At 30.1% G+C, this 23,361-nt stretch carries 27 protein-coding genes and 1 CRISPR repeat array; of the genes, 8 read left to right on the top strand and 19 right to left on the bottom strand.

The annotated features are described in order from the left end of the window. Positions 1-29: 29 nt before the first annotated feature. Positions 30-785, top strand: coding sequence for a HugZ family heme oxygenase (locus H2279_RS01840; protein ID WP_137623099.1), 756 nt, complete (start codon positions 30-32; stop codon positions 783-785). Between the two features lie 14 nt (positions 786-799). Here the strand turns inward: H2279_RS01840 and prfA are convergent, their stop codons facing one another. The 6 genes from prfA to H2279_RS01810 all read right to left on the bottom strand — a co-directional run bounded on the left by prfA (position 800) and on the right by H2279_RS01810 (position 5,865). Further along, on the bottom strand, positions 800-1,867 hold the full coding sequence (gene prfA, locus H2279_RS01835) for a peptide chain release factor 1 (RefSeq protein WP_337195398.1): 1,068 nt from the start codon (positions 1,865-1,867) through the stop codon (positions 800-802). 11 nt (positions 1,868-1,878) lie between these two features. Further along, entirely contained in the window at positions 1,879-2,142 is a 264-nt protein-coding gene (rpsT, locus tag H2279_RS01830) for a 30S ribosomal protein S20 (protein WP_137621647.1), read from the bottom strand. A 78-nt stretch (positions 2,143-2,220) separates the two neighbouring features. Continuing rightward, a complete protein-coding gene (locus H2279_RS01825) occupies positions 2,221-2,721 on the bottom strand; it encodes a phosphatidylglycerophosphatase A family protein (RefSeq protein ID WP_137623097.1) in 501 nt (166 codons plus the stop codon). A gap of 9 nt (positions 2,722-2,730) precedes the next feature. Next, on the bottom strand, positions 2,731-3,888 hold the full coding sequence (locus H2279_RS01820; protein ID WP_337195397.1) for a sulfate adenylyltransferase: 1,158 nt from the start codon (positions 3,886-3,888) through the stop codon (positions 2,731-2,733). Beyond that, the gene (locus tag H2279_RS01815) at positions 3,869-4,753 is read right to left on the bottom strand and encodes a hypothetical protein (RefSeq protein ID WP_337195396.1); all 885 of its coding nucleotides are present in this window, start codon (positions 4,751-4,753) and stop codon (positions 3,869-3,871) included. The genes H2279_RS01820 and H2279_RS01815 overlap by 20 nt, the downstream gene beginning before the upstream one ends. Then, positions 4,750-5,865 (bottom strand): bifunctional 2-C-methyl-D-erythritol 4-phosphate cytidylyltransferase/2-C-methyl-D-erythritol 2,4-cyclodiphosphate synthase, encoded by a 1,116-nt coding sequence (locus H2279_RS01810; RefSeq protein ID WP_337195395.1) that lies wholly within the window; start codon positions 5,863-5,865, stop codon positions 4,750-4,752. The genes H2279_RS01815 and H2279_RS01810 overlap by 4 nt, the downstream gene beginning before the upstream one ends. A gap of 129 nt (positions 5,866-5,994) precedes the next feature. On the opposite strand from H2279_RS01810, the gene H2279_RS01805 reads away from it, so the two are divergent. Together H2279_RS01805 and H2279_RS01800 are read left to right on the top strand one after the other, a co-directional pair. Beyond that, complete coding sequence (locus H2279_RS01805; RefSeq protein ID WP_137623093.1) at positions 5,995-7,101, top strand: Mrp/NBP35 family ATP-binding protein; 1,107 nt, start codon at positions 5,995-5,997, stop codon at positions 7,099-7,101. 132 nt (positions 7,102-7,233) lie between these two features. Beyond that, a complete protein-coding gene (locus tag H2279_RS01800; protein WP_137623092.1) occupies positions 7,234-8,247 on the top strand; it encodes an aldose epimerase family protein in 1,014 nt (337 codons plus the stop codon). Positions 8,248-8,352: 105 nt separating this feature from the next. Further along, positions 8,353-8,784: direct repeats of the CRISPR family, unit length 36 nt; unit sequence GTTTTAGCCTCTTTTTAAATTTCTTTATGATAAAAT. Positions 8,785-8,930: 146 nt separating this feature from the next. Here the strand turns inward: H2279_RS01800 and cas2 are convergent. Genes cas2 through cas9 form a run of 3 tightly spaced genes read right to left on the bottom strand, consistent with a single transcriptional unit; the run spans position 8,931 to position 13,237 of the window. Next, positions 8,931-9,356 (bottom strand): CRISPR-associated endonuclease Cas2, encoded by a 426-nt coding sequence (cas2, locus tag H2279_RS01795; protein WP_337195394.1) that lies wholly within the window; start codon positions 9,354-9,356, stop codon positions 8,931-8,933. 7 nt (positions 9,357-9,363) lie between these two features. Then, positions 9,364-10,245 carry a type II CRISPR-associated endonuclease Cas1 gene (gene cas1, locus H2279_RS01790; RefSeq protein ID WP_337195393.1) on the bottom strand — a complete coding sequence of 294 codons (882 nt, stop codon included), beginning with the start codon at positions 10,243-10,245 and terminating at the stop codon, positions 9,364-9,366. Continuing rightward, complete coding sequence (gene cas9 / locus H2279_RS01785) at positions 10,235-13,237, bottom strand: type II CRISPR RNA-guided endonuclease Cas9 (RefSeq protein WP_337195411.1); 3,003 nt, start codon at positions 13,235-13,237, stop codon at positions 10,235-10,237. Before cas9 ends, cas1 begins: the two co-directional genes overlap by 11 nt. Before the next feature lie 181 nt (positions 13,238-13,418). On the opposite strand from cas9, the gene H2279_RS01780 reads away from it, so the two are divergent. Then, positions 13,419-14,579: a tetrahydrodipicolinate N-succinyltransferase N-terminal domain-containing protein gene (locus tag H2279_RS01780; RefSeq protein ID WP_337195410.1), complete on the top strand. Its 1,161-nt coding sequence runs from the start codon at positions 13,419-13,421 to the stop codon at positions 14,577-14,579. A gap of 103 nt (positions 14,580-14,682) precedes the next feature. On the opposite strand, the gene rplQ is transcribed toward H2279_RS01780, so the two are convergent. The 7 genes from rplQ to infA all read right to left on the bottom strand — a co-directional run bounded on the left by rplQ (position 14,683) and on the right by infA (position 17,989). Then, positions 14,683-15,036: a 50S ribosomal protein L17 gene (gene rplQ / locus H2279_RS01775; protein WP_134237776.1), complete on the bottom strand. Its 354-nt coding sequence runs from the start codon at positions 15,034-15,036 to the stop codon at positions 14,683-14,685. A 3-nt stretch (positions 15,037-15,039) separates the two neighbouring features. Then, on the bottom strand, positions 15,040-16,053 hold the full coding sequence (locus tag H2279_RS01770; protein WP_137623090.1) for a DNA-directed RNA polymerase subunit alpha: 1,014 nt from the start codon (positions 16,051-16,053) through the stop codon (positions 15,040-15,042). Positions 16,054-16,065: 12 nt separating this feature from the next. Beyond that, complete coding sequence (gene rpsD / locus H2279_RS01765; protein ID WP_137620237.1) at positions 16,066-16,692, bottom strand: 30S ribosomal protein S4; 627 nt, start codon at positions 16,690-16,692, stop codon at positions 16,066-16,068. A 27-nt stretch (positions 16,693-16,719) separates the two neighbouring features. After that, a complete protein-coding gene (gene rpsK / locus H2279_RS01760) occupies positions 16,720-17,112 on the bottom strand; it encodes a 30S ribosomal protein S11 (protein WP_002779544.1) in 393 nt (130 codons plus the stop codon). 9 nt (positions 17,113-17,121) lie between these two features. Beyond that, positions 17,122-17,487 (bottom strand): 30S ribosomal protein S13, encoded by a 366-nt coding sequence (rpsM, locus tag H2279_RS01755; RefSeq protein WP_002779545.1) that lies wholly within the window; start codon positions 17,485-17,487, stop codon positions 17,122-17,124. A 2-nt stretch (positions 17,488-17,489) separates the two neighbouring features. Beyond that, positions 17,490-17,603, bottom strand: coding sequence for a 50S ribosomal protein L36 (rpmJ, locus tag H2279_RS01750; RefSeq protein WP_002781429.1), 114 nt, complete (start codon positions 17,601-17,603; stop codon positions 17,490-17,492). A 167-nt stretch (positions 17,604-17,770) separates the two neighbouring features. Continuing rightward, positions 17,771-17,989: a translation initiation factor IF-1 gene (infA, locus tag H2279_RS01745; RefSeq protein WP_002781436.1), complete on the bottom strand. Its 219-nt coding sequence runs from the start codon at positions 17,987-17,989 to the stop codon at positions 17,771-17,773. A 147-nt stretch (positions 17,990-18,136) separates the two neighbouring features. Here infA and H2279_RS01740 point away from each other — a divergent pair, with 147 nt between their 5' ends. Then, complete coding sequence (locus tag H2279_RS01740; protein ID WP_337195409.1) at positions 18,137-19,213, top strand: NAD(P)-dependent alcohol dehydrogenase; 1,077 nt, start codon at positions 18,137-18,139, stop codon at positions 19,211-19,213. Here the strand turns inward: H2279_RS01740 and H2279_RS01735 are convergent, their stop codons facing one another. Then, positions 19,214-19,660, bottom strand: a complete 447-nt coding sequence (locus H2279_RS01735) for a lipocalin family protein (RefSeq protein WP_137623089.1) — start codon at positions 19,658-19,660, stop codon at positions 19,214-19,216. A 3-nt stretch (positions 19,661-19,663) separates the two neighbouring features. Next, positions 19,664-19,993, bottom strand: a complete 330-nt coding sequence (rrpA, locus tag H2279_RS01730; RefSeq protein WP_137623088.1) for a MarR family transcription factor RrpA — start codon at positions 19,991-19,993, stop codon at positions 19,664-19,666. A 103-nt stretch (positions 19,994-20,096) separates the two neighbouring features. Between rrpA and H2279_RS01725 the strand changes: the two genes are divergently transcribed. Then, positions 20,097-20,678, top strand: a complete 582-nt coding sequence (locus H2279_RS01725; RefSeq protein WP_337195392.1) for an NAD(P)H-dependent oxidoreductase — start codon at positions 20,097-20,099, stop codon at positions 20,676-20,678. 17 nt (positions 20,679-20,695) lie between these two features. Here the strand turns inward: H2279_RS01725 and tupA are convergent, their stop codons facing one another. Continuing rightward, complete coding sequence (gene tupA / locus H2279_RS01720) at positions 20,696-21,505, bottom strand: tungstate ABC transporter substrate-binding protein TupA (protein WP_137623086.1); 810 nt, start codon at positions 21,503-21,505, stop codon at positions 20,696-20,698. 96 nt (positions 21,506-21,601) lie between these two features. On the opposite strand from tupA, the gene tupB reads away from it, so the two are divergent. Continuing rightward, positions 21,602-22,288, top strand: a complete 687-nt coding sequence (gene tupB / locus H2279_RS01715) for a tungstate ABC transporter permease TupB (protein ID WP_337195391.1) — start codon at positions 21,602-21,604, stop codon at positions 22,286-22,288. After that, positions 22,289-23,269 (top strand): tungstate ABC transporter ATP-binding protein TupC, encoded by a 981-nt coding sequence (tupC, locus tag H2279_RS01710; protein WP_337195390.1) that lies wholly within the window; start codon positions 22,289-22,291, stop codon positions 23,267-23,269. Positions 23,270-23,361: the final 92 nt, after the last annotated feature.

The raw sequence follows: 23,361 nt of genomic DNA, 5'->3' as shown, positions 1-23,361 counted from the left end.
AATTAAAATTTTTAATAAAAGGAATAAAAATGAATCTAGAAAGCATTATTTCTCACATGAATGAACATCACCGATCAAATTTAGTCGATCTTTGTAAAAAATTTGGAGGTGTAAAAGAAGTTAAAGATGTGAAATTAAGTCATGTTGATTTTGAGGGTTTGGATATCATTTATAACGATGATGAAACTTTGCGCATTGAATTCCCTAAAAAAGCGAATGAAGAGACTTTAAAAGATACGATTATTTCTCTTTGTATGAGTGCAAAAACCGAGCAGGATTTTAGTGGGGTGGCTAAGGAAATTGAAGAATTTAAATCAAGTTTTAATTCTGTATGTTTAGCGACTTTAAGTGAAAATAATGAAGTTGTTTGCTCTTATGCACCTTTTGTAGCGACTGATTTGGGGAATTATATTTATATCAGTGAAGTGAGTGAGCATTTTAACAATATCAAAGCAAATCCAAGCAATATAGAAATAATGTTTTTAGAGGATGAAAGCAAAGCTGCTTCTGTGATACTTCGCAAAAGGTTGCGTTATAGGGTGGATGCAAATTTTATAGAAAGAGGGGAGCAATTTGATAAAATTTATGATGAATTTGAAAGACAAACAGGTGCAGAAGGCGGAATAAAAACTATAAGAAAAATGCTTGATTTTCATTTGGTTAAACTTGAATTCAAAAAAGGAAGATTTGTTAAAGGTTTTGGACAAGCTTATGATATCAATCAAGGCGAAATCAGCTTTGCAGGAGCTAATGGAAATCCACATAAATTTCCACACAAACACTAAAAAAAAGAGCAAAATTATAAATTTTGCTCTTGCAAAGACTCAGCTTGATAATGGGCGATTAAAGGTTCGATAATTTCATCAAAAAGTCCATCTTGCATGATAGAGTCTAAACGATATAAGGTTAAATTTATACGATGATCACTGATACGATTTTGAGGAAAATTGTAAGTGCGTATGCGTTCACTTCTATCTCCACTTCCCACTTGAGATTTTCTTGCTTCGCTTTCTTGGGCTAAACGTTCGTTTTCTTGCATTTCGAAAAGTCTAGCTTTTAGAACTTTCATAGCACTTTCTTTGTTTTTATGCTGACTTTTTCCATCTTGATTGACCACAACTATACCAGTAGGGATATGAGTGATACGAACGGCCGAATCGGTAGTATTAACACTTTGTCCGCCATGACCTGAAGAACGCATTACATCGATTTTTAGATCATTAGGATTGATTTGTATTTCGATATCATCTACTTCTGGCATAACAGCAACCGTAATTGCAGAAGTATGTACCCTTCCTTGAGATTCTGTTTGAGGAACTCTTTGAACTCTATGAGTTCCGCCTTCGTATTTTAGTCTAGAATAAGCCCCTATGCCTTTAACTAGCATTATGATTTCTTTAAAACCTCCAACGCTTCCTTCGCTTGAACTGACTATTTCTAATTTGTAATTACGATTTTCTGCGTATCTTGAATAGGCTTTTACAAGATCGCCAACAAATAAAGAAGCCTCATCTCCACCAGTGCCCGCACGAATTTCTAAAAAGATATTTCTTTCATCATTTGGATCTTTAGGTAAGAGTAAAATTTTAAGTTCTTCTTCAAGTTTTGGTTTAGATTCTTCTAGAATTTTTAGTTCTTCTTTAGCTAGTTCTCCAAGTTCGCTATCATTAAGCAAAGCTTTGTTTTCTTCTATACTTTCTAAAGTTTTTAAATATTCTTTAGCCTTTAAAACAATAGGTTCTAAATTCTTTTGTTCTTTCGAGAGAGAAGTCATCTTTTCGATATCATTAATGATATCAGAGCTACTAAGAAGAGAATTTAACTCTTCATAGCGTTTTAAAAAAGGGTCTAGTTTATCAGCTAACATTAAAAATAAAATTATGCAATTTTATTAACTAAAAGAGCTAAGCGGCTTACACGGCGTGAAGCAGTTTGTTTTTTAAGAAAACCGCGACTAACCATAGCATGAATGCTTTTATTAGCTATTTTGAAAGCCTCATTTGCAGCGTTTTTATCATTTTTAGCAGCTGCTTCTCTTACAGCTTTTGTGATATTTTTAAGTCTTGTTCTATAAAATCTATTTCTTTCTGTTTTTTTAATAGTCTGTCTCGCTCTTTTTTCAGCAGATTTATGGTTTGCCATTAAATATTCCTTTTTTGAAATTTTAAGGGTTAATTATATAAGAATAAAATTTAAAATTTCATTAATTTAAGAAAAATTTCAAAATAAATCTATTAATTTTTTATCCCAAAATAAAAGATCAAATTTGATTAAAATTCCATAGATTACAGCGCTTAAAAGTCCAGCAAATAAACCCGCTGCCATATCATCTAGCATCACTCCTAAGCCACCCTTAACTTTTTTATCAATCTTTCCTATAATAGAAGGTTTAGTGATGTCAAACAAGCGAAAAAATACAAAAGCCATGATGAAATTTAATAAAGAATTTGATGCATTAGCTGCTATAGCACAAGCTAAAAAAACTCCCGCAACTTCATCAATTACTATGTGTTTATCATCGTGAATTCCAGTGCTTTTTTCATAATCATCAATCACACGTATACTGATGAGAAAAATCAAAAAGCTAAGTAGTACTAATGTGGTGCTTCCTAGATATCTTAAAATAAAAAAAGCAGGAATTAAAGCAGCGATAGTCCCAAAAGTTCCAGATGCTTTTGGGGCGCAACCTGAATAAAAAAAAGTCAAGAAAATTTTTTGCATTATTACCTTTCAAACGATATAAGACATTTGATACGCTTCTAAAAGTTTTTGATAAAATTCTTCATCTTCTTTATCTTCTAAAATGCCATCTGTGGCAAAAAGATCGTTATATATTTTTTGAAAATTTTTAAAACGCTTTGGAAAGATTGAAGATAAAATCATACTTGAAATTTCTTTTCGCATAAAAAGCGCAGGTGGAATAATACCCAATCTTAATAAATTTTTCAAAGATTGAGAATTATAATGTAAATGATGGTGAAATCCATGCGGGCAAGATCGAGTACTTACGATCATATGGCAAACATTGCAAAATACAAATTCAGGTAAAATAATCACTTCTATGCCGTAATCTTTGGAAAATTCATCCAAAATCGATTTGGGTTGATTTTCATCATAAAACATCCCAAGGCCTGTGTGATTTTGTCCTACCACAAGTTTAGTGCAGCCTAAATTTTTTGCTACTATGCTTTCAAGTGCAGGATTTAAATGAGAATGAAAAAGATCAATATTTTTTAAAGGAAAAACAAAGATTTTATCGGGTGGCAAATAATTTTGTATGAGTTTTTGCAAATATTTTTCTTTTAAATTAAATTCAAAGCCATCCTCATCAAAAGATTCTACTAAAAAGATCACTACTAAATCCGCTTTATCTATAGTCCAACGAAACATTCTTTCATGTGCTCTATGCAAAGGATCAAGATTGGTCACTAAAGCAGTTATTTTTTGAGCATTGAGTTTTTCTTTTACGAGTTGAAATTGTTGTTTGATAGTTTTTATAGGAGAATCATAGATTTTTATTTTTCCACTGATACAAGTTTTTCCATTGTTTTCTAAAGAACAGGTTCTAGAGCTGAAAATACTCGAAAAATTTTTATCATTTTTAAATTTATTTTTAAATTCTATATAACCTACTATTTTTTCATTACAAATGAGTTCGATTTTATCTTTTTCTTTAAGATCTTTTAAGACTTTTTCTGCATTTTTAGGAGCAAAGGTGAAAGGATAGGGAAAATTTTCTCCTTTTAATTTGCCAGTTTTTAAAATTTCTTTACTTTCATTTTCATCCATTAAATAATTACAATTCCCTAGCAAACCTTCTTCTATAAGAGAAAGAATGCCTAATTCATTTTCATCAATTATAATTGTTTTATTTTTTCTTGAGGTCATATTTTTTCCTTTTTTGCCATAAGGATTTGCGAGAAATTCCTATTTTTTTAGAAAGCTCTGTATCAGAAAGCACATTTTGATAGTTTAAAACTATGTATTTTATATACTCATCAATAGTTAAAATTTCATCACTGATGATACCCTTTTGATCATCGTTTAGATCTATTTGATTGAATTTTGAATTTTCTATTTGAGAATTCGTGTGTAAAATTACAGGCTTATTTTTTATGAAATTAAATAAAATTTCTCTCTCTGATGTTTTTAAAATTTGAAGATTATTTAAAAATAAAAGAGAATTTTCAAAATGAAATTTCATTACTTTTTCGATGGCATTAGTAGCAGCTAAATCAATATAAGCAAATTCCATATTGTGTTCATAAAGATATTTAAAAACAAAAGCATCGGCTGAATTTTGGAGATTGGATTTTAAAATGAGTGGAAGTTTGATTTTTTTATAATTGTATTCTGGAATTTTTATCATTTTTATGCGAGATTTTATGTAGCTTTCATAAGTTTTATTTGCGGCTAAAAGCTTTCTAAAATCTTGATGGTGTTTTATTTTTCTTATTAGCTCTTCTATCATAAAAGGTTTTTGTATGTAATCACTAGCACCCATTTTTAAAGGCGTTGAAACTACATCAGTGCTTATATAAGAAATCAGTAAAATAATAATACTGTTTTTAAAATGTTCTACAGCTTTTAAAAAATTACTAGTATTAGCTGAAAGTAAGATAATATCATAACGTTTTTCTTCATTAAATTCATTAAAAGAATTAATAATAGTGCAATCATAGCCCATATTATTAAGTTTTATACCGATGCTTTGCGCTAAGTAAATTTCATTTTCTATGATTAAAACTTTCATAATTTTGTCCAATCAAAATATTTTAAATTTGCATTGCTTAAAACCGCTATGCCTTCTTTGCGACCGATAAATCCTAGTTTTTCTGTGGTGGTGGCTTTTACATTGATCCTGTGTTCGCCGATATTAAGGGTTGAGGCTATATTGGCTCTAATTTCTTCTTTAAATTTGTGTAGTTTTGGAGCTTCTGCGATAACGCAAATATCAGCATTTATAAGCTCAAAGCCAACTTCTTTGACTTTTTGATAAGCTTTTTTTAAAAGTTCCATAGAATCAGCATCTTTAAATTTCATATCAGTATCGGGATAAAGTTCGCCTATATCGCCTAAGCCAGTCGCACCTAAAATCGCATCGGTTAAAGAGTGCGCTAAAACATCGCCATCTGAGTGTGCTTTTAAGCCCATGCTAGGATGAATTTCGATACCGCCTAAGATTAAAGGTCTTGTTTGGCCAAATTCATGGACATCAAAACCATTTCCACAAAAAATTTCATGACTAGGTTTTGGGAGATTTAATTTAACTAAGTCTTCTTTAAAGGTTAGTTTTCTAGCATTTTCTTCACCCTCTATAAACCAAATTTTACCTCCTAAAGCTGCGATAGCGGTGCTATCATCTGTAAAATCAGAATTTTGCTCTAAGGCCTTTTTGAGTAAATTTGTGCGTGAAATTTGTGGCGTTTGAATGAGTTTAATTTTTTCTCTTTGTATAGCTTGTTCATCAAAAAGCGTGGTATCGCAAACTTTTAAAGCAGGGGTGATGCAATCTGCTTTATCGATATTTTCAAGCAAACGATCAAATAAATTTTTACTGATAAAAACTCTTGCAACATCGCTAACCATAACAAATTCTGTTTCGACTAATTCTAAGGCTTTTTTTAAAGATTGCGCTCTTGTGTCTCCACCTTCTACAATTTCATAATTTTTTGTAAATTTTTTCATGTAAGAAACATTACCAGAAGTAACAATTATCTTTTTAAACGGATAAAAAGAGCTTAAATTTTTTGTCGCATAAAGCCATAAAGGATCTTCTCCTATACGTAAAAATTGCTTTTTAACTTCCATATTTAAACGTGTAGAATTTCCAGCTGCTAGCATAATTAGACTTAATTCTTGCACTTTTGTTCCTTAAAATTTATAATTTTATCTATGTATATAATGTTACCATATTATACACTTACAAAAAGCTAAATTTTAGATTTTTATTAGTAAAATAAATTTTTAATTTTTTAAGGAAAGATTAGAATCATGAAAGAACAAATTTTAGAAAAACTCAAAAGCGTTAAATATCCTGGTTTTGAAAAAGATATAGTCAGTTTTAATTTTGTAAAAGAAGTTAAAGTAGAAAATAATGAAGCTTTTATCAATATTGAAATCGCTTCGTCTAATCCTGAAGTTTCTAATGAAATTCGCAAAAATGTTAGCGAAGTTTTATCATCTTTAAATTTAAAAAATATAGAAATTAATATTATCACACCAAAAATTCCTGAAGAAAAAAGCAATTCAAGAAGCGGTAAAAATATCGTTCCGCAAGTGAAAAATTTCATCATGATTTCAAGTGGTAAAGGTGGCGTGGGTAAATCAACCACAACCGTAAATTTAGCTATTTCTATGGCAAAAATGGGTAAAAAAGTAGGGATTTTGGATGCGGATATTTATGGGCCAAATATCCCAAGAATGCTTGGAGAAACCAAAACTCAACCTGAAGTGGTTGGACAAAGATTAAAGCCTATTTTAACTCATGGAATTTATATGATGAGTATGGGAGTTTTGATCGAAGAAGGACAAGGACTTATGTGGCGTGGTGCGATGATCATGAAAGCGATGGAGCAATTACTCGCTGATGTGATTTGGCCTGAACTTGATGTTTTATTTTTGGATATGCCTCCAGGAACAGGTGATGCACAAATCACTTCTGCACAAAGCATCCCAATCACTGCAGGTGTATGTGTAAGCACTCCACAAACCGTTTCTTTAGATGACAGCAAAAGAGCGCTTGATATGTTTAACAAACTTCATATTCCAATCGCAGGTATCGTAGAAAACATGAGTGGATTTTTATGCCCTGATAATGGCAAAGAATATGATATTTTCGGCAAAGGAACTACTGAAGAAATGGCGAAAGCTTACAAAAGCGAAGTTCTAGCACAAATTCCTATTGAAATGATCGTTAGAGAAGGTGGGGATGATGGAAAACCAGTGAGTTTTTATCATCCTGAAAGCGTGAGTTCAAAGCGTTATTTAATGGCGGCTGAGAAAATTTGGAATTTCATAGAAAAGATTAACAATGAAGGCGGTGCGGATAATTCTGCAATTCAGCCTATTATGAATGGAAAAAGCGCTTGTTCTCACTAATATTTAGGGTTATTCCCTAAATATTTTTTTACTTCTTATCTTTTTAAATCACTTTTAAATTTTTTACACCATTCTTAAAAAGTATTTATTAATTAATGTCAAAATTGTATAAGATTTTTTAGGAGGATAAAAATGAAAATATTGCAAGAAACATTTGGCGAGTATAATGATGAAAAAGTGACGCGAATTCGTTTGATCAATGACAATAATGTAGAAATTTCCTGCCTTAGTATGGGGGCAATTTGGCATCAGTTTTTAGTTCCGACTAAGGATAAAGAGCATCAAAATTTATTATTGAGTTTTGATAATATTAACGATTATTACTCAAATCCTCAAAATATTTGCAAATCAATCGGCAGGGTTGCTGGAAGGATCAAAAACGCATCTTATAAGCATTATAAATTGCCGCAAAACGATCATGGTAATACTCTTCATGGTGGGCCACATGGCTTTTCAACTTGGAATTGGGAATATTCAACTTCGGTTGATGAAAATGGAGCGAGTGTGACTTTTCAAAAAAAGATCGATGAAAGTATGGATGGCTTTTTTGGAGAGATACAAGCTAGTATTGTTTATACCTTGGATAATCAAAATAAAGTAAGCATTGTATATAGCGCAATAGGTGGCGAAGAAGATACTTTGTTTAATCCAACGTGCCATGTTTATTTTAATCTGAGCAATCGTCGCGATTTGACAACGCATGAATTACAAATCAATAGCGATCATATTTTAGAAACTGATGAGTATTTAATCCCTACTGGAAAATTTCTCGCTGTTGATAACACACCTTATGATTTTCGTCATTTTAAAAATGTAGAATCCGTGCTTAAAGAAATTAAAGGACTAGATACAGCTTATGTGCTTAAAACAAATTTAGTTGCCATTTTAAAAGATAAAGAAAGCAAGCGTCAAATTATCGTGCATTCTGATCGTAATGGACTTGTTGTTTATACGCCTGAAAAGATCGAAGGACAAAACATTTCATTTAGCCGAGATAAAGGCGCTTTGGCAAATAAAAATGAAGGCATTGCATTAGAGGCGCAGACTTTACCTGATGCGATTCATCATGAAAATTTTGGTGATATTGTATTGCCACGTCATAGTAAGCAAAGCTACAATATATCATTTACATTTAAAAATGATTAAAAAGTGAAATTTATTGGTTTGAAAATAAATACTTTTAGGAAATTTTTTAGTTTTACATCTAGAAAATTTCTAAATCTTTTATGTTGTATAGATATACTTATGTATTATTTAGCCTCTTTTTAAATTTCTTTATGATAAAATTAATATCAAATTCTATTTTAAGGCTTGTATGTTTTAGCCTCTTTTTAAATTTCTTTATGATAAAATTATTTGTAGTAACAAAATTAGGTTTATCAGGTTTTAGCCTCTTTTTAAATTTCTTTATGATAAAATTTATCAGAAATAAAATCTTTATGTTCAAATGTTTTAGCCTCTTTTTAAATTTCTTTATGATAAAATTGCACAAGGGTCTATTACAACATCGCCTATGTTTTAGCCTCTTTTTAAATTTCTTTATGATAAAATGTTTTTATAGTTTTGAACTAAAGCCGTTACGTTTTAGCCTCTTTTTAAATTTCTTTATGATAAAATTTTAAAAAGCTAAACGACTTAAGCACTAAAGTTTTAGCCTCTTTTTAAATTTCTTTATGATAAAATACATTTTTATCAAATACAAGAAAAATAAGGTTTTTATATAGAAATTTTTAAAAAAATATGCTATGATTTTTCCTAAGAAATTTAAAAAGAGGCTAAAATAAGTGGTTTTCGGTTATCCACGCAGGGTTACAATCCCATTAAAACCGTTAAAATTCAAATAAGCTTTGTTGCTTGATAGTTTTTGTTCTTTTTTGTTTTTGTATTTTTTCGGTATTGTATTTAAAATTTTGACTTTTTTCATCATACTCAAAAAGAACTAAATTCTTATCATTATTCATTTTTTCATTAAAAGAAATTCCGCCTAAAAGTATTTGCATATTATCAAACTGCTTTTCTGTTATGATTAAAACTCTGATGTTTCCATAGGGTGGTAGAAATTTTTTTATAGATTTTATAGTACTTTTTGCTGAACTTAATCCTTTACAAATTTTTACATAAACACTAAATTGCATCATAAAAAATCCAAGTTTTATTAATGAAGTTCTAAATTTAGAGGCATGCTTTTGATCTTTTTTGCTTTTGGTAGGTATATCAAACATCAGCAGTACTCTCATAAATTTATCTTCTATCATTTTAAATTTACCAAAAAAGCTCTTGGTTTTCTAATAAAGCATTTTTAAAATTTTGCACATAAAAGTTGATAGCTCTATTTAAGGGGTAAGATTTATTTTCTAAGATAAGTTCTTCTTGTAAAATTTGAATGAGTTTTTGCTTACTTTCCTTATCTAAAAATTCACTTTCCTTGGTATCTTTTAAATTAAATACACAAATATCAACTAAAGGGCGAAAAACTTCTATTAAATCATCACAAAGATTAAAGCTATTATAGATATTATTGTGTTTTATACCTTGCCATGGCAATAAACCACTGATGCATACAGCTCGAATAATATTTGATCTAATAATAGCATAACCATAATTTAAAGCAGAATTAACAAAGCAAATTTCATTTCTATAAAAATTTTTTCCAAATAAGGTTTTAAAATATAAAGATGCTGCAGTAGATTCTACATTTTTAGCATCATTTAAACTCACTTTTTTACACAAATTTATAAGTTCTTTGTATTCTTGCATATGATTAAATAATTTTAAAACATAAGCTTGGTTTGAAATTTTATTTTTAATAATTTTTTGCCATAGAATAGCTTTTCTTTGTGAGCTAACAGCTACTTGCTCTCTAGCTACTTTTGCACTTATAAAATGCCCTAAAAATGGAGAAAAAATTCCATTTATATTATGCATTTCATCACAGGTCAAGAGTATAATTTTATTTTTGGCTAAGGCATTTAGCAAACTCGAGCTAAGACTAGCTTGTAAGGATTCTAAAATAATAAAATTGATATCTTTTAGAAAAAATTTAGCCTCTTTTTCTTTTTGTTTGATTACAAGATGGTTATATTCTAAGCTTAGCTTTGCTTGAGTTGTGATCAAAATGCTTTTAAAAGCTTCATCATAAGCCATATTTTTTACTTGTTTTTAAAGAAATATTTTGTCTTGGTTCGATTTTGGCTTTTATTTTTTCTCCTAATGGTGTTATGATATATTTTTCAAAAGTTTTTAAATTTTGAATTCCTAAACTTTTTGCTTGAACGTTTTCTTCTTTTGCATTGGTAAATAATAATTTTTGATTTAGGGTTAAATTTTCGATTTTATTGTCATGTTTTTCTATGCAAATACTTACAGTACTGATACCAAAACTTTTAAAATATGCAAATTCTGGCTCTTGCATTTTGCTTTTTTGAATCAATATCAAATCATCTTTATATAAAGAAAAACAAAATTCATAACTTTCATCTATTGTTTTCCATTTTTTTGGAATATTATTTTCTTTTCCTGAAACCGCTATTTTATCTGGCAACACTCCTAAAGCATAATCCATAGTATAAATAGGAATAGCATAGAATTTATTTTCTTTTTTGAAAATATCAATTCTTACCATAGTATCATTTCTGACATATTTTGTTCCAATTTTTCTGATTTTCCCACATTCTAAGGCTCTCTTAACTCCTTCTTCTGAAGCATACTCTTTTATAACTTGCTTTTGGGATAAAAAAGTTTCTTCATGTAAAGCTCCTCTTGCTCTTTTTCTTGGAGGTCTTGAAACAAAAATTTGATCTATTTTTGTTTCAATTTTTTTTCTAAAGTTTTCAAAAGGTTCAAAAAATTTAGCTTGATGCTTATAATCCTCATCTGTAATTTTTTTAGCATAGAGTTGCGCCTTTAAAAGTTCTTGATTTTTTTTAAAATCAGAAAAACTTTTTATCATAGAAGGAGTGCTATAAGCGATTATAATAGCATCTATGGCATGATGGATATGGTTATTTCTATCTTTTTTGGAAAATCCCCAAATATGTCTTAAAACAGATGTAAGCATTCCATTGATCGTTTGAACGTGAATTTTACTTCCTTTTTCTCCGTTTGATAAATCAAGATTTTCATCATTGCTTAAAGGTAAAAAATTTAAATATTCTTTTGTATATTTAGCTATAAGAGTAGTAATATATCTTGTATCATTTAAATTTCTTGAGATAAATTCTTGTTGTTTTTTGTCTTTGAAATTTTCATCTAAGATCTTTTGACTTTTTTTATAAGGAAGTTTTTGTGCTAAGATCGTGATTGTATTCCATTTTTCTTGATTGTCTTTAAAAGCTTCAAAAGGTGTTTTGTTGCGTTTTTCTTGATTTTCTTTGGTAAAAACTAAGACTTTATTGTTAAATGAATCATCAAAACTTCTAGAATAAGGATATATGTGATCAACCTCTAAAGCTTTTTCATCTTTTAAATGCTCTATGGTGATTTTTTTCCCACTATAAATACAAAATTCGTTTTGCTCTCTCCAAAGTTTTAATTTTAAAATATTTTTAGAATTGGCTTTTAGACCAAATTTTTCACATTCTTTAATTGCCCAAGTATTGATTTCTTGATTTTCTTTTTGCTCTTTTTCTATAGCTTCTCTTAATTTTTTACTTGTTCCTATATTTCTGGCTAATTCTATGTGAATTTTGTGCATTTTTCCGTATTTTTTAAGCAGAGCATTTAAAACTTTTCTATACTCGCTTATGGCGCGATTGGCAATAGGATTGCTAAGCTCTTGCGCATAAATGCTTTCGCAAAATGGTGGAAGTAAGTTAAATTTTTGATCATTAGATTTTGTTTTTAAGCCAAGCTCTTTACAAGCCTCATCATATCTTAACCCTTTTTTCATGAGTGGCAAAATCATTTTTAAAGCCTTAAAGCTAAGATTGATATGATCGTTAAATTCAATTTCCAATAAAGCTTGAATTTGTTCTTCGCTTAGATTGTATTTTTCCAAAATATTTTTAAGTTTGTCATTATCTTTTATTAAGGTTATGTGAGAGGCTATTTCATCAAGTTGTTCTTGATTTAAAGAATGCTCTTTAAGCGCTTTTTTAAATTCAGTCAATTTTTTAAATTCTATAAATTTGGCATTTTCGGCATTTTCTTTATCGTATTTTAGATTTTTAAATTTTATTTTTTCATCAAGTTTGATATATTCTCTAAATTTTTTATAACTGATATTGCCTTTTTCTAAAATGTGATTAAGAATTTTTTCAATATGATCACTAGAAACGATTTCACCTGTAATTTTTTCTAGACTTTTTAGCTCATTGATGATTTTAGTTAAGGCTACAAATTCCCAAGCACTATAAGAATTTTTACAAGCTCTTTTTTCGTTTTCAAAAAAAGTGCATAAGCCAACCAAATGAGAAAAATCCTTCAATGGACGTTGAAAGAAAGCAATTTCTATAATTTCATCTATAAATTTTTCATTGTATTTAAAGCCAAATTCTTTTTGTTTTTCTAAAATAAGTTTTAGTTCTTTTTCTAAATCGCTTGCTAAAACACAATGTTCGTAACTTTCTTTTGTGTTGCGTATTTTGATAAAATTTTTAGTATTTTCTTTAAATTTTTGAAAATATTCTTGATAGAAATATTCTCCAACGCTTCTGTAATTTTGCAATTTTAAAGAATTATTTTTTAAGGCACTTAGAATTTTGCCTTTTTCATTATCGTTAGATTTTTTAGTATTTTTATTGATATAGCCACGATGTTTTGCTATATGCAAAATCACTCTTGCTAAGTCTTTTTTATCGAGTTTTTCATTTAGAGCTTGATATCTTAATCTATAAGGACTTTCAAGTTTTCCTTGATAGGCTTGAGGTAAATTTCCATCTTCAGCTAAATAATCTTTATAATTGAGATTGAATTCTTTCGAAATAATATGCTTTAATGCAATGAGTCTTGATTTTTTTCTAGCAAGACGTCTTCTGTTGCTTCTAGCATTTCTCCTTGGCAATGCTAACGACTCTTTTGTTTTTGGATTTTCTGCCGCTGTAAAAATTCTAACCCCGCAATCTTTTAATTCATTGTTTTCAAGAAAAGCCCAACCTATAGAGCTAATTCCTATATCAAAACCTAAAATTTTCATAATCATTCCAATTTATTTTTTTTGAGTTTATTATAATATATCAGTATTCTTCAGCATAAGCTTAAAAATTGATATTATTTAATTATTGTTTATAAATTTTTTAGTTTTAAATTTAAAATAAGATTTCAAGTTTTATTTGATATAATCATTTATTCAAATAACAAAACAATAAAGGAAAAAAATGTTGGTAAATACCAAAGAAGATTTTTTACTTTTAATCAAACAAATAGAACAAAAAAGTGGCTATAAACAGCCTAAAGCTTTTGGTATAGCAAGACTTGATAGAGGACAAATCAATAAAAATAAAATCTTACAAGCGAGTTTTGCTTTGGTAAATTATGAGCAGAATTTTAGTTCAGCTGCGATCATACTTGAATCTTTTATGCAAAGGGGAATCGAGATCGATTTTAATGCGAGCGAATTCACTCAAGTTTTAAAAATGGAAGATATTGAATTTGCTTTATCTTGCTTCAAACCTTTTTTAGAAGAAGAAGGGCATAAAAATATCGACTTGTTAAAATTGATTAAAGAGAAATTTAAAGACGATGAATTTGCTTTTGTATGTCTTTTTGAAGATAAAGAGCCTTTGAGTGTTGAAAGCGTTTATCTTAAACTTTATTTGCTTTCTACAAAAAAAGTGCCTTTAAGAAGTATCAATCTAAATGGCGCCTTTGGACTTTTAAGCAATGTTGCTTGGAGTGATGATAAGCCTATAGAGCTTGATTATTTAAGAGAAAATGAAATGCGTTTAAAGATGACTAATCAATATCCAAAAATTGATTTTGTTGATAAATTCCCAAGATTTTTAGCGCATATCATACCTGAAGATAATACAAGAATTTTAGAAAGTTCAAAGGTAAGAATGGGTGCTTCTTTGGCAGCGGGAACAACGATTATGCCAGGCGCTTCTTATGTGAATTTCAATGCAGGAACAACGGGGGCTTGTATGGTAGAGGGTCGCATAAGTTCAAGTGTAGTCGTAGGAGAAGGATCTGATATAGGCGGAGGAGCTTCTATATTAGGAGTTTTAAGCGGAACAAGCGGAAATGCGATCAGCATAGGCAAAGCTTGTCTTTTAGGCGCTAATTCTGTTACCGGCGTTCCTTTGGGTGATAATTGTATCGTTGATGCAGGAATTGCAGTGCTAGAGGGAACTAAATTTTTATTAAAAGATGCACAAGAACTCGCAAAGCTTAATCCAAATTTCACTTTTGATAAAGAAATATACAAAGGTTTAGAACTTCAAGGCTTAAACGGACTTCATTTCCGTCAAGATTCTACAACGGGAGTGATGATCGTTGCTTTAAATAAAAAAGCAGTCAAACTCAACGAAGCTTTACATTAAGATAAATTCTCAAGTTTAGCTTGGGATTTATTTTTTAACAATAAAAAATATTTTGGATTGTTTTTTAGATAGGAAGTAAATCCTAGCATAAGCTAGGATTTTATTAAGCTACAAATTCAATAAAAGCCATTTCAGCAGCGTCACCACGACGAATTCTAGTTTTAATGATTCTAGTGTAGCCACCGTTTCTTTCTTTAAATTTTGGAGCGATTTCTGTAACTAATTTGTTAGTAGCGTTTTTATCTTGCAATGAAGCAAAAACAGCTCTATGCGCATTAAAATCGCCTAATCTTGCTCTTGTGATAAGTCTTTCTACATATCCTCTTAATTCTTTAGCTTTTGGTAAAGTTGTTTCTATTTTACCGCTATTAACTAAAGCTATCGTTAAATTTTTTAACAAAGCAGCACGATGAGATGAAGTTCTGCCAAGTTTTCTATATCCGTGTTTATGTCTCATTTTTTATCCTTCATTTTGTGCTTTTAATTCAGTGATTTTTTTGCTTAATATATCTCTATTATCACTTAATTTAGAAGTTCCTACAGGGAAACCTATACTTTCCATGATGCTTTTGATTTCATCAAGTGATTTTTTACCTAAATTTTTAAGTCCCGCAAGTTCATTTACACTCATTAAGGCAAGTTCGCCTATATAAACAACTCCTGCTTTTTCAAGGCAATTGTAACTTCTTGCACTTAAATTTAAGTCAGTGATATTTTGCAATAATTTAGTATTTTCTAATTCATTGCTAGTGGCTTGATTTTTAATGATACTTCTAACATTAGTGATTTTATCAAATACTGATAATTGTTTATACATAGCTTCTAAAGCATTTTGAAAAGCTTCATTTGGAGTGATTTGTCCATCTGTGGTGATAGTTAAAACCACTTTTTCATAATCAGGATTATCTTCAAATAAAACTTTTTCGATATCATAAGTCGCTTCTCTTACCGGAGTAAAGAAAGCATCCAATGCTATAAATTTAGGATCATCTAAAAATTCTTTGATTTCTTCGCTTGGAACATAACCAATACCTTTTTCTATAATCAAAGTAAATTTAAGATCCGCATCTTCATTGATAGTCGCTAAATATGCATCAGCATTTACCACTTCAACTTGATCATTGTTCAAATCTTTGCCATAAATTTCTTTAGGGCCTTTGAAGTTAAATTCTACGATTTCTTTATCAGAATCATTCTTAATCTTAAAACGTAATTTTTTCAAGTTAAGAATAAAAAGCGCGATGTCTTCAAACATACCACGCATACTGTCAAATTCATGAGATATTCCATCAATATGAATTGCAGTTGGAGCGTAGCCTACGGTGCTTGTATAAAGTAAGCGACGTAAAGGATGGGCTAGGGTGATCCCATAGCCGATTTCAAAAGGCCAAGCGCTGATTTTAGCCACAGTATCGCTAATATTTTCTATTGTAAATTCTGTTGGCGTATAAGCGGATGTTGTAATTTTTCTCATATTTAGCCCCTATTATTTAGAGTAAAGCTCAACGATAAATCTTTCCTCTACCGGAATGACAACTTCTTCTCTTTCAGGTTTTCTTGTGAAAATTCCAAATCTCTTGTCTTTTTCTACATCAACCCAAGCTACTATACCGGTTTGCGCTGTAAGCTCTATTGCTCTTGTAATTTGAGGATTATTTTTGCTTTTTTCGATGATTTCGATTTTAGCACCTGCTTCTACTCTAAAGCTAGGGATATCCACTCTTTTACCATTAACTAAAATGTGTCCATGAGTTACAAGTTGTCTTGCAAAACGACGAGTTGTTGCAAATCCCATTCTATAAACTACATTGTCTAATCTTTGCTCTAAAAGTTGGATGAGTAAAACCCCTGTATTGCCATCTTTTCTAGCTGCTTCTGCAAAAAGTCTTCTAAATTGCTTTTCGCTAACTCCATACATAAATTTAGCTTTTTGTTTTTCTCTTAATTGAAGTCCATATTCGCTAATTTTACCTTTTCTTGCTCCGTGTTGTCCTGGTGCATAAGGGCGTTTATCTAATGCACTTTTTCCGGCTAATCTTCTTTCTCCTTTTAATGCCAAGCTAACACCAAAGCGTCTTTCTAATTTTTCTACTGGTCCTCTATATCTTGCCATAATAATCTCCTAAATTTTTCTTATATTTTAGACGCGACGACGCTTAGGCGGTCTACAACCATTGTGAGCTAATGGAGTGATATCTTTTAAGAAAGTAACTTTGATTCCTTCCATAGCGCCTACACTTTTTACAGCAGTTTCTCTACCACTTCCTGGTCCTTGAACTTTTATACCTACTTCTTTAATTCCGTGTTCTTTTGCTTTATTTAAAGCGTCTTCTACTGCTTGTTGTGCCGCATAAGGGGTTGATTTTTTAGAACCTTTAAATCCTAAACCACCCGCACTGCTCCAAGCAATCGCATTTCCCATTTCATCAGTTACTGTTACCATGGTATTGTTAAAAGTTGCACTGATATATACAATACCTTTTGCTATATTTTTTTTAACTACTTTTTTCTTTACAATTTTTCTTTTAGCCATTTCTTATCCTTATGATTTTGCACCAACGGTTTTTCTTTTACCTTTGCGAGTTCTAGCATTTGTTTTTGTTTTTTGACCACGAACAGGCAAGCCTTTTCTATGTCTTAAACCTCTAAAACTCCCCAAATCCATAAGAGCTTTGATATCCATAGCAACTTGCTTTCTAAGATCCCCTTCAACCATATAGTTTTCTTGGATTTCTTTTCTAATTGCCGCTGCTTCATCTTCGCTAAGTTCATGAACTCTTTTATCGTAAGAAATTCCTGTCTTATCAAGAATTTTTCTTGATGTAAAAAGCCCTATACCATAAATGTAAGTTAGTCCATACTCAATTCTTTTTTTCTTTGGTAAATCAACACCTGCAATACGAGCCATGTTTATCCTTGTCTTTGTTTATGTTTTGGATTTTCGCAAATAATGCGAACTACGCCTTTACGGCGAACTACTTTGCACTTGTCGCACATCTTTTTAACAGATGGTCTCACTTTCATGAGCGTCTCCTTTTAAGTAAATTCCACTTGATTTGCGACTGCATCAGGTTTTATGAATAACCAACTATTTTTAAAATAAGTGGTAAATTTTAAAAATACTTCTTTCATAGTTCGATACAAAATGTCGCAAAAACGCTAATTTTATCGAAAAAAAACTTTTAATTAGCTTATTTATATCTAAAAGTAATACGTCCTTTATCAAGACTATAAGGGGTGAGTTCTACTTTAACTTTATCACCGGGCATAATTCTTATATAATGCATACGCATTTTTCCTGCAATGTGACAAAGAATGACATGTTTATTGTCTAATTCTACTTTAAAATTTGCATTAGGTAATGCTTCGAGTACTGTTCCGTCGATTTCTATTACATCATCTTTTGCCAAAAGTTTTCTCCTTTTAATTTTTAAAATGTAAAAATTATTCTATCAAAAATTATTAAAAAATTTACTTATTTTTTGTTATTTATCGTTTGATATTTTTTTGATAAAATAAAAACAACCAAATCTTTATAAAAAGGAGATGAAATAATGATCGATTATAAAATTTTAGACAATGGAAGAATTTATAGCAAGGGCTATGCCATGCTTGGCAAAGATGCGAAATTTACCCCTTTTGAATTTTCTCGTCACGCTATAGGCGATAATGATATTTTGATAAAAATTTTATACGCAGGAATTTGTCATAGTGATGTGCATACTGCAAAAAGTGAGTGGGGAGCGACTATTTATCCTTGTGTTCCTGGCCATGAAATCGCTGGAGAGGTTATTGCTGTAGGTAAAAATGTGACTAAATTTAAAGTAGGTGATTATGCGGGTGTAGGTTGTATGGTCAATTCTTGTGGAGAATGTGAAGCTTGCAAACGCTCTCAAGAGCAATTTTGCGAAAATGGAAAAACAATTTATACCTATAACAGTAAAGATATTTTTCATAATAATGAAATCACTTATGGTGGATATTCTAACAATATAGTCGTGAGTGAAAAATTTGCAGTTTGTGTTCCTAAAGATGCACCTCTTGAAAAGGTTGCGCCTTTGCTTTGTGCGGGTATTACAACTTATTCTCCTTTGAAATTTTCAAAAATCAAAGAAGGTTCTTTGGTGGCTATAGCAGGTTTTGGCGGACTTGGAATGATGGCGGTAAAATATGCGATTAAAATGGGTGCAAAAGTGAGTGTTTTTGCGAGAAATGAAAATAAAAAAAGCGACGCTTTAGCAATGGGTGTAAGTTCTTTTTATACGAGTACGGATAAAGATGCGGTTAAAGAGCGTTTTGACTTGATCATTTCAACTATTCCAACACCTTATGATCCTTCTGTTTATCTTGATTTGCTTAAATTTGGAGGAGAATTAGCTATAGTAGGACTTCCACCGGTTGAGCATAAAATAGGAATTCAAATCAATACCTTAATCCATAAAGCAGGCAAAAGGGTTTATGGATCTTTAATAGGTGGAATAGCTGAAACTCAAGAAATGCTTGATTTTTCACTTAAAAATAAAATTTATCCAGAAACCGAGCTAATCACTCCGCAAGAAATCGATAAAGCTTATGAAAATTTAACTTCTGGAAAAGCAAAATTCCGTTATGTAATCGATATGACAAAAGAATAATCAGCGATCAAAAATCAGATCGCTGATATCAAAATTTCTTTCTTTGGCTATTTTTAAAAGTTCTTGCAAGGTTTTTTCATCTAATTTTTTTCTTGCTAAAATCCATAGATATTTTTTATCAGGACTTCCGACAATAGCCACTTGATATTCTGTATCGATGAAAATAATTTCATAATTGGTTTTATTAAAAAGATTCATAAAAAAATTAAAGCTTACAGCTAATTTTCGATTAGCATTTAGCTTTGCTTTACCTTTGATGCTTGAAATTTCATTTTCTTTTTGGCAAAAATTTTCTATTTCTATATAAGGAGTTTCACCTTTGTATTTTAATGTGTATTTGGCTTTTGAGCTTTGACAGGCTTTTTGAAAAAAATTAGGCTTTCTAGCGATTTCAAGCCATTCACCCATGTAATTTTGTAAATTAATATCGCCGATAAGTTCTATCATAATTTATCCTTTTTTGTGATTTTCGCCCCATTCGCACATGGCTTCTAAGATAGGAATGAGACTTTGTCCGCGTTTAGATAAGCTGTATTCTACTTTAGGAGGAATTTGAGGATATTCTTTGCGTATGATGAGTTTATCATTTTCTAAACTCCTTAAAGTGTTGGTGAGTGTTTTAAAAGAGATTGGTTTTAAAATTCTTTTTAATTCATTATATCTTATCACTTGATTGCGAAAAAGGCAGTATAAAATACTCATTTTGTATTTACCTTCAATAAGGGATAGGGTATAATTAAAGCCACATTCATTGAAATTGCAATTTTCATCTTTTATCATCAAACGCACTCCTTTAGTATAGTATCTTACTTTATTTTTCGTATTGACTATTGTTTATAGTTAAAATATAATTTTAGCACAAAAATTGATTAAAGGAGTGAAGATGAAGACAATATTATTACTCAATGGAGCGAAGGAGTTTGGACATTCAAATGGCAAACTTAATCTTACTTTGCACAATCATGCTGCTAAAATTTTAAGTGATTTGGGATTTGAAATTTTACAAACACACATTGATAAAGGTTATAATGCACAAGAAGAATTGGAAAAATTTTTAAAATCTGATGTTATTATTTATCAAATGCCAGCTTGGTGGATGGGTGAGCCTTGGATTGTTAAAAAATACATCGATGAAGTTTTTACTGCAGGACATGGCAAACTTTATGCTAACGATGGAAGAAGTCATGAAAATCCTACAAAAAATTATGGAAAAGGTGGTTTGGTTAAAGATAAAAAATATATGTTTAGTTTAACTTGGAATGCGCCTATTGAAGCTTTTAATGATCAAAATGAATTTTTTGAGGGCAAGGGCGTGGATATGGTGTATTGGCACTTACACAAAGCTCATGAATTTTTAGGCATGAAAGCCTTAGAAACTTTTATATGCAATGATGTCATAAAAAATCCACAAGTTGAAAAATACCTAAGTGATTATGAAGTACATTTGAAAAAGGTTTTTAAATAAGCAGGAAATTTCCTGCTTTATTCTTTTCTTGTTTTAGCATCTACTTTAAATAAAGGTTTATAAAGCAGTTTAAATCCGCCAATAAAACTTAAAGTATCGTCACTTGTAAGCCAATTGATGAATTTTTTTGCTTCAGTGTAATTAACATTTTTACAATGTTTTGGATTTACTGCGATTACAGAATAAAAATTTTTCAATCTATCATCACCTTCATTAACGATGATCAAATTCGGTTTTCCTTTTTCATTAAATTCATACTTGATATAAGTACCACGATCGGTTAAAATCACCCCTTTTTTCTCTTCAGCGATTTTAATACTTGCGAGCATTCCTTGTCCGCTTTGTTGATACCAACTTTCTTTTTCTGGAACTTTGCCTATGCTTTTCCACAAGCTTTTTTCTTTATTATCGGTGCCTGATTTGTCTCCTCTTGAAATAAAGGTTAATTTTTCATCCCTTATAAGTTTTAAACTCTCTTCTAAATTTTTACCCTTAAATTTTGGCGCTAAAGATTTATCCGCAATAATGACAAAATCATTATACATTACAGGGGTTCTATCAATTCCATAACCTTTTTTGATGAATTCCTTTTCAGCTGTTGGAGAATGCACAAAAAGCACATCTGCATTACAATCTTCACCCATTTTCAAGGCCGCGCCTGTACCAACAGCAACCCATTTTAAAGTATTGCCTGTTTCTTGCTTATAAAGAGGTTGTAAGCCATCGAGTAAGCCTGTATTGTCGGTGCTTGTTGTGGTTGCCATTCTTAATTCTGCTGCTTGAATGTTTAAAGCCAAAAACAATCCTAGAAATATCGTTTTTTTCATCTTTTTCCTTTAAAAAATTTTACAAAATATAATGTAGAAAGATTTTAACATAAATTATGCTAAAATTTCTTAATTTATTTTTTTGGACTTGTGAATTTGGAATATATTTTTGACGGTTTTAAACAAGCTTTATTATTGTTATTAAACGCTGATGATAGTGTGATTTCAGCTATAAAAACAACCATGTTAAGTTCTAGTATATCTGTAGTTTTAGCTTTAGTAGCGGGCTTTCCTTTGGGTTTTGTTTTGGGATTTTTTAATTTTAAATTTAAACGTTTTTTAAGGCTTATGATCGATACAAGCCTTTCTTTTCCAACCGTGGCTGTGGGTTTGATTTTATACGCTTTGATCTCAAATCGTGGGCCTTTGGGGGAGCTTGGCTTACTTTTTACTATAAAAGCTTTAATTTTAGGCCAATTTATACTCGCCTTGCCTATAGCAATAGCTCTTTTTGCGAATTTAGTTGAAAATATCAGTAAAAAGCAATTATTGCTTATTAAATCGTTTCATTTAAATTCTATAAAGCTTATCATGATTATCATCCATGAGTTAAGGTTTTCTCTTATCAGTGTCATAGCTTTAGTTTATGGGCGTATTGTAGCTGAAGTGGGTGTGGCTATGATAGTTGGCGGAAATATCAAATACGATACAAGAACGATTACAACGGCAATTTCTTTAGAAACCAATAAAGGCGAATTTGCCAGTGGCATTGCCCTTGCTTTGGTTTTAATCTCAATTGCTTTTGTTTTAAATTGCATCATTTATAAATTTAAAAGGCGTTGAGTGATAGAGCTTAATAATTTTAGCTTTAGCTATGATCAAAAAAATATTTTAAATATTAAAAAATTAGTTTTAGATACTAGCAAAATCAGTATTTTAATGGGTTTAAATGGGAGTGGAAAATCCACGCTTTTAAGAATACTTAAATTTCTTGAAGAGGATTTTGAAAATATTTCTTATTTTGGAAAAACGCATTTAAATTCAGATGAAAAGCGTCAAATTTATCTTCTTTTTCCAGAGCCTATATTTCTCAATCGCAGTATTGAAAAAAATTTTTTATTTCTTTTAAAAACTTATAAAATCGATTTAAAAGAAAGTCAAAATCGTATCGATGAAACTTTTAATTTGCTTGAGATTGATAAAAGCTTACTTAAAAAACATCCTAATGAACTTTCTTCAGGACAAAGTCAAAAACTTGCCTTTGCTTTGGCTTTGAGTGTTCGTGCGAAGTATTATTTATTGGATGAGCCTAGCGCTTTTTTAGATCAAAAAACAGCCATTTTGTTTAAAAAAGCAATTTTATTTATGCAAAAAACTTACAATAGCGGCTTTTTAATTGCAAGTCATGATAAAGTTTTTTTAGATTCTTTAGCGCAAAAAAGATATTATTTGCATTCTGGTGAAATTTTGGAATTTGAAAATACTAATGTTTTTGATCTTGAAAATAAAGGAATTTATTTTGATCGTTTTATGGATTTTAGTCCTTATATGAAAAAAAATTCAAGTAAAATAGCCATAAATCCTTATAAAATTTCTTTTGCAAAAGAAAAAGATAATTTAGATCATGCTTTTGATTTTATAATTGATAAATGTTTAGTTATAGCTTTAAGAACTAGAAAAGATTTTGTTTTTGTACGTATTAAAACTCAAGATAAAATTTTAGAATTTGGCTTAAATCAAGATCAATTTAGCCAAAGCGGTTTAAATTTATACGATGAAATTATTCTTACGTTTAATCAAGATGCTATTTATTTTTTAGATTAACATAATTTTTGTAAAATCGCTTTTTAAGATTAAAATTCAATTTTAATTTAAAAAATGTTAATAGAAAATCGTTATTGATTTTAGTTTAAAAA

It is taken from the genome of Campylobacter sp. B0100352/1 (assembly GCF_020135855.1).
In the GTDB taxonomy this organism is placed as follows: domain Bacteria; phylum Campylobacterota; class Campylobacteria; order Campylobacterales; family Campylobacteraceae; genus Campylobacter_D; species Campylobacter_D taeniopygiae.
Note: the sequence above shows the minus strand (reverse complement) of the source record. Positions and strands in the feature narration are given on the sequence as shown.

Bases quoted from the DNA above. Each gene is read 5' to 3' on its own strand.
- H2279_RS01840 (WP_137623099.1), top strand. From the start codon at position 30: ATGAATCTAGAAAGCATTATTTCTCACATGAATGAACATCACCGATCA.
- prfA (WP_337195398.1), bottom strand. From the start codon at position 1,867: ATGTTAGCTGATAAACTAGACCCTTTTTTAAAACGCTATGAAGAGTTA.
- rpsT (WP_137621647.1), bottom strand. From the start codon at position 2,142: ATGGCAAACCATAAATCTGCTGAAAAAAGAGCGAGACAGACTATTAAA.
- H2279_RS01825 (WP_137623097.1), bottom strand. From the start codon at position 2,721: ATGCAAAAAATTTTCTTGACTTTTTTTTATTCAGGTTGCGCCCCAAAA.
- H2279_RS01820 (WP_337195397.1), bottom strand. From the start codon at position 3,888: ATGACCTCAAGAAAAAATAAAACAATTATAATTGATGAAAATGAATTA.
- H2279_RS01815 (WP_337195396.1), bottom strand. From the start codon at position 4,753: ATGAAAGTTTTAATCATAGAAAATGAAATTTACTTAGCGCAAAGCATC.
- H2279_RS01805 (WP_137623093.1), top strand. From the start codon at position 5,995: ATGAAAGAACAAATTTTAGAAAAACTCAAAAGCGTTAAATATCCTGGT.
- H2279_RS01800 (WP_137623092.1), top strand. From the start codon at position 7,234: ATGAAAATATTGCAAGAAACATTTGGCGAGTATAATGATGAAAAAGTG.
- cas2 (WP_337195394.1), bottom strand. From the start codon at position 9,356: ATGATAGAAGATAAATTTATGAGAGTACTGCTGATGTTTGATATACCT.
- cas1 (WP_337195393.1), bottom strand. From the start codon at position 10,245: ATGGCTTATGATGAAGCTTTTAAAAGCATTTTGATCACAACTCAAGCA.
- rplQ (WP_134237776.1), bottom strand. From the start codon at position 15,036: ATGAGACATAAACACGGATATAGAAAACTTGGCAGAACTTCATCTCAT.
- H2279_RS01770 (WP_137623090.1), bottom strand. From the start codon at position 16,053: ATGAGAAAAATTACAACATCCGCTTATACGCCAACAGAATTTACAATA.
- rpsD (WP_137620237.1), bottom strand. From the start codon at position 16,692: ATGGCAAGATATAGAGGACCAGTAGAAAAATTAGAAAGACGCTTTGGT.
- rpsK (WP_002779544.1), bottom strand. From the start codon at position 17,112: ATGGCTAAAAGAAAAATTGTAAAGAAAAAAGTAGTTAAAAAAAATATA.
- rpsM (WP_002779545.1), bottom strand. From the start codon at position 17,487: ATGGCTCGTATTGCAGGTGTTGATTTACCAAAGAAAAAAAGAATTGAG.
- rpmJ (WP_002781429.1), bottom strand. From the start codon at position 17,603: ATGAAAGTGAGACCATCTGTTAAAAAGATGTGCGACAAGTGCAAAGTA.
- H2279_RS01735 (WP_137623089.1), bottom strand. From the start codon at position 19,660: ATGATAGAACTTATCGGCGATATTAATTTACAAAATTACATGGGTGAA.
- rrpA (WP_137623088.1), bottom strand. From the start codon at position 19,993: ATGATAAAAGATGAAAATTGCAATTTCAATGAATGTGGCTTTAATTAT.
- H2279_RS01725 (WP_337195392.1), top strand. From the start codon at position 20,097: ATGAAGACAATATTATTACTCAATGGAGCGAAGGAGTTTGGACATTCA.
- tupA (WP_137623086.1), bottom strand. From the start codon at position 21,505: ATGAAAAAAACGATATTTCTAGGATTGTTTTTGGCTTTAAACATTCAA.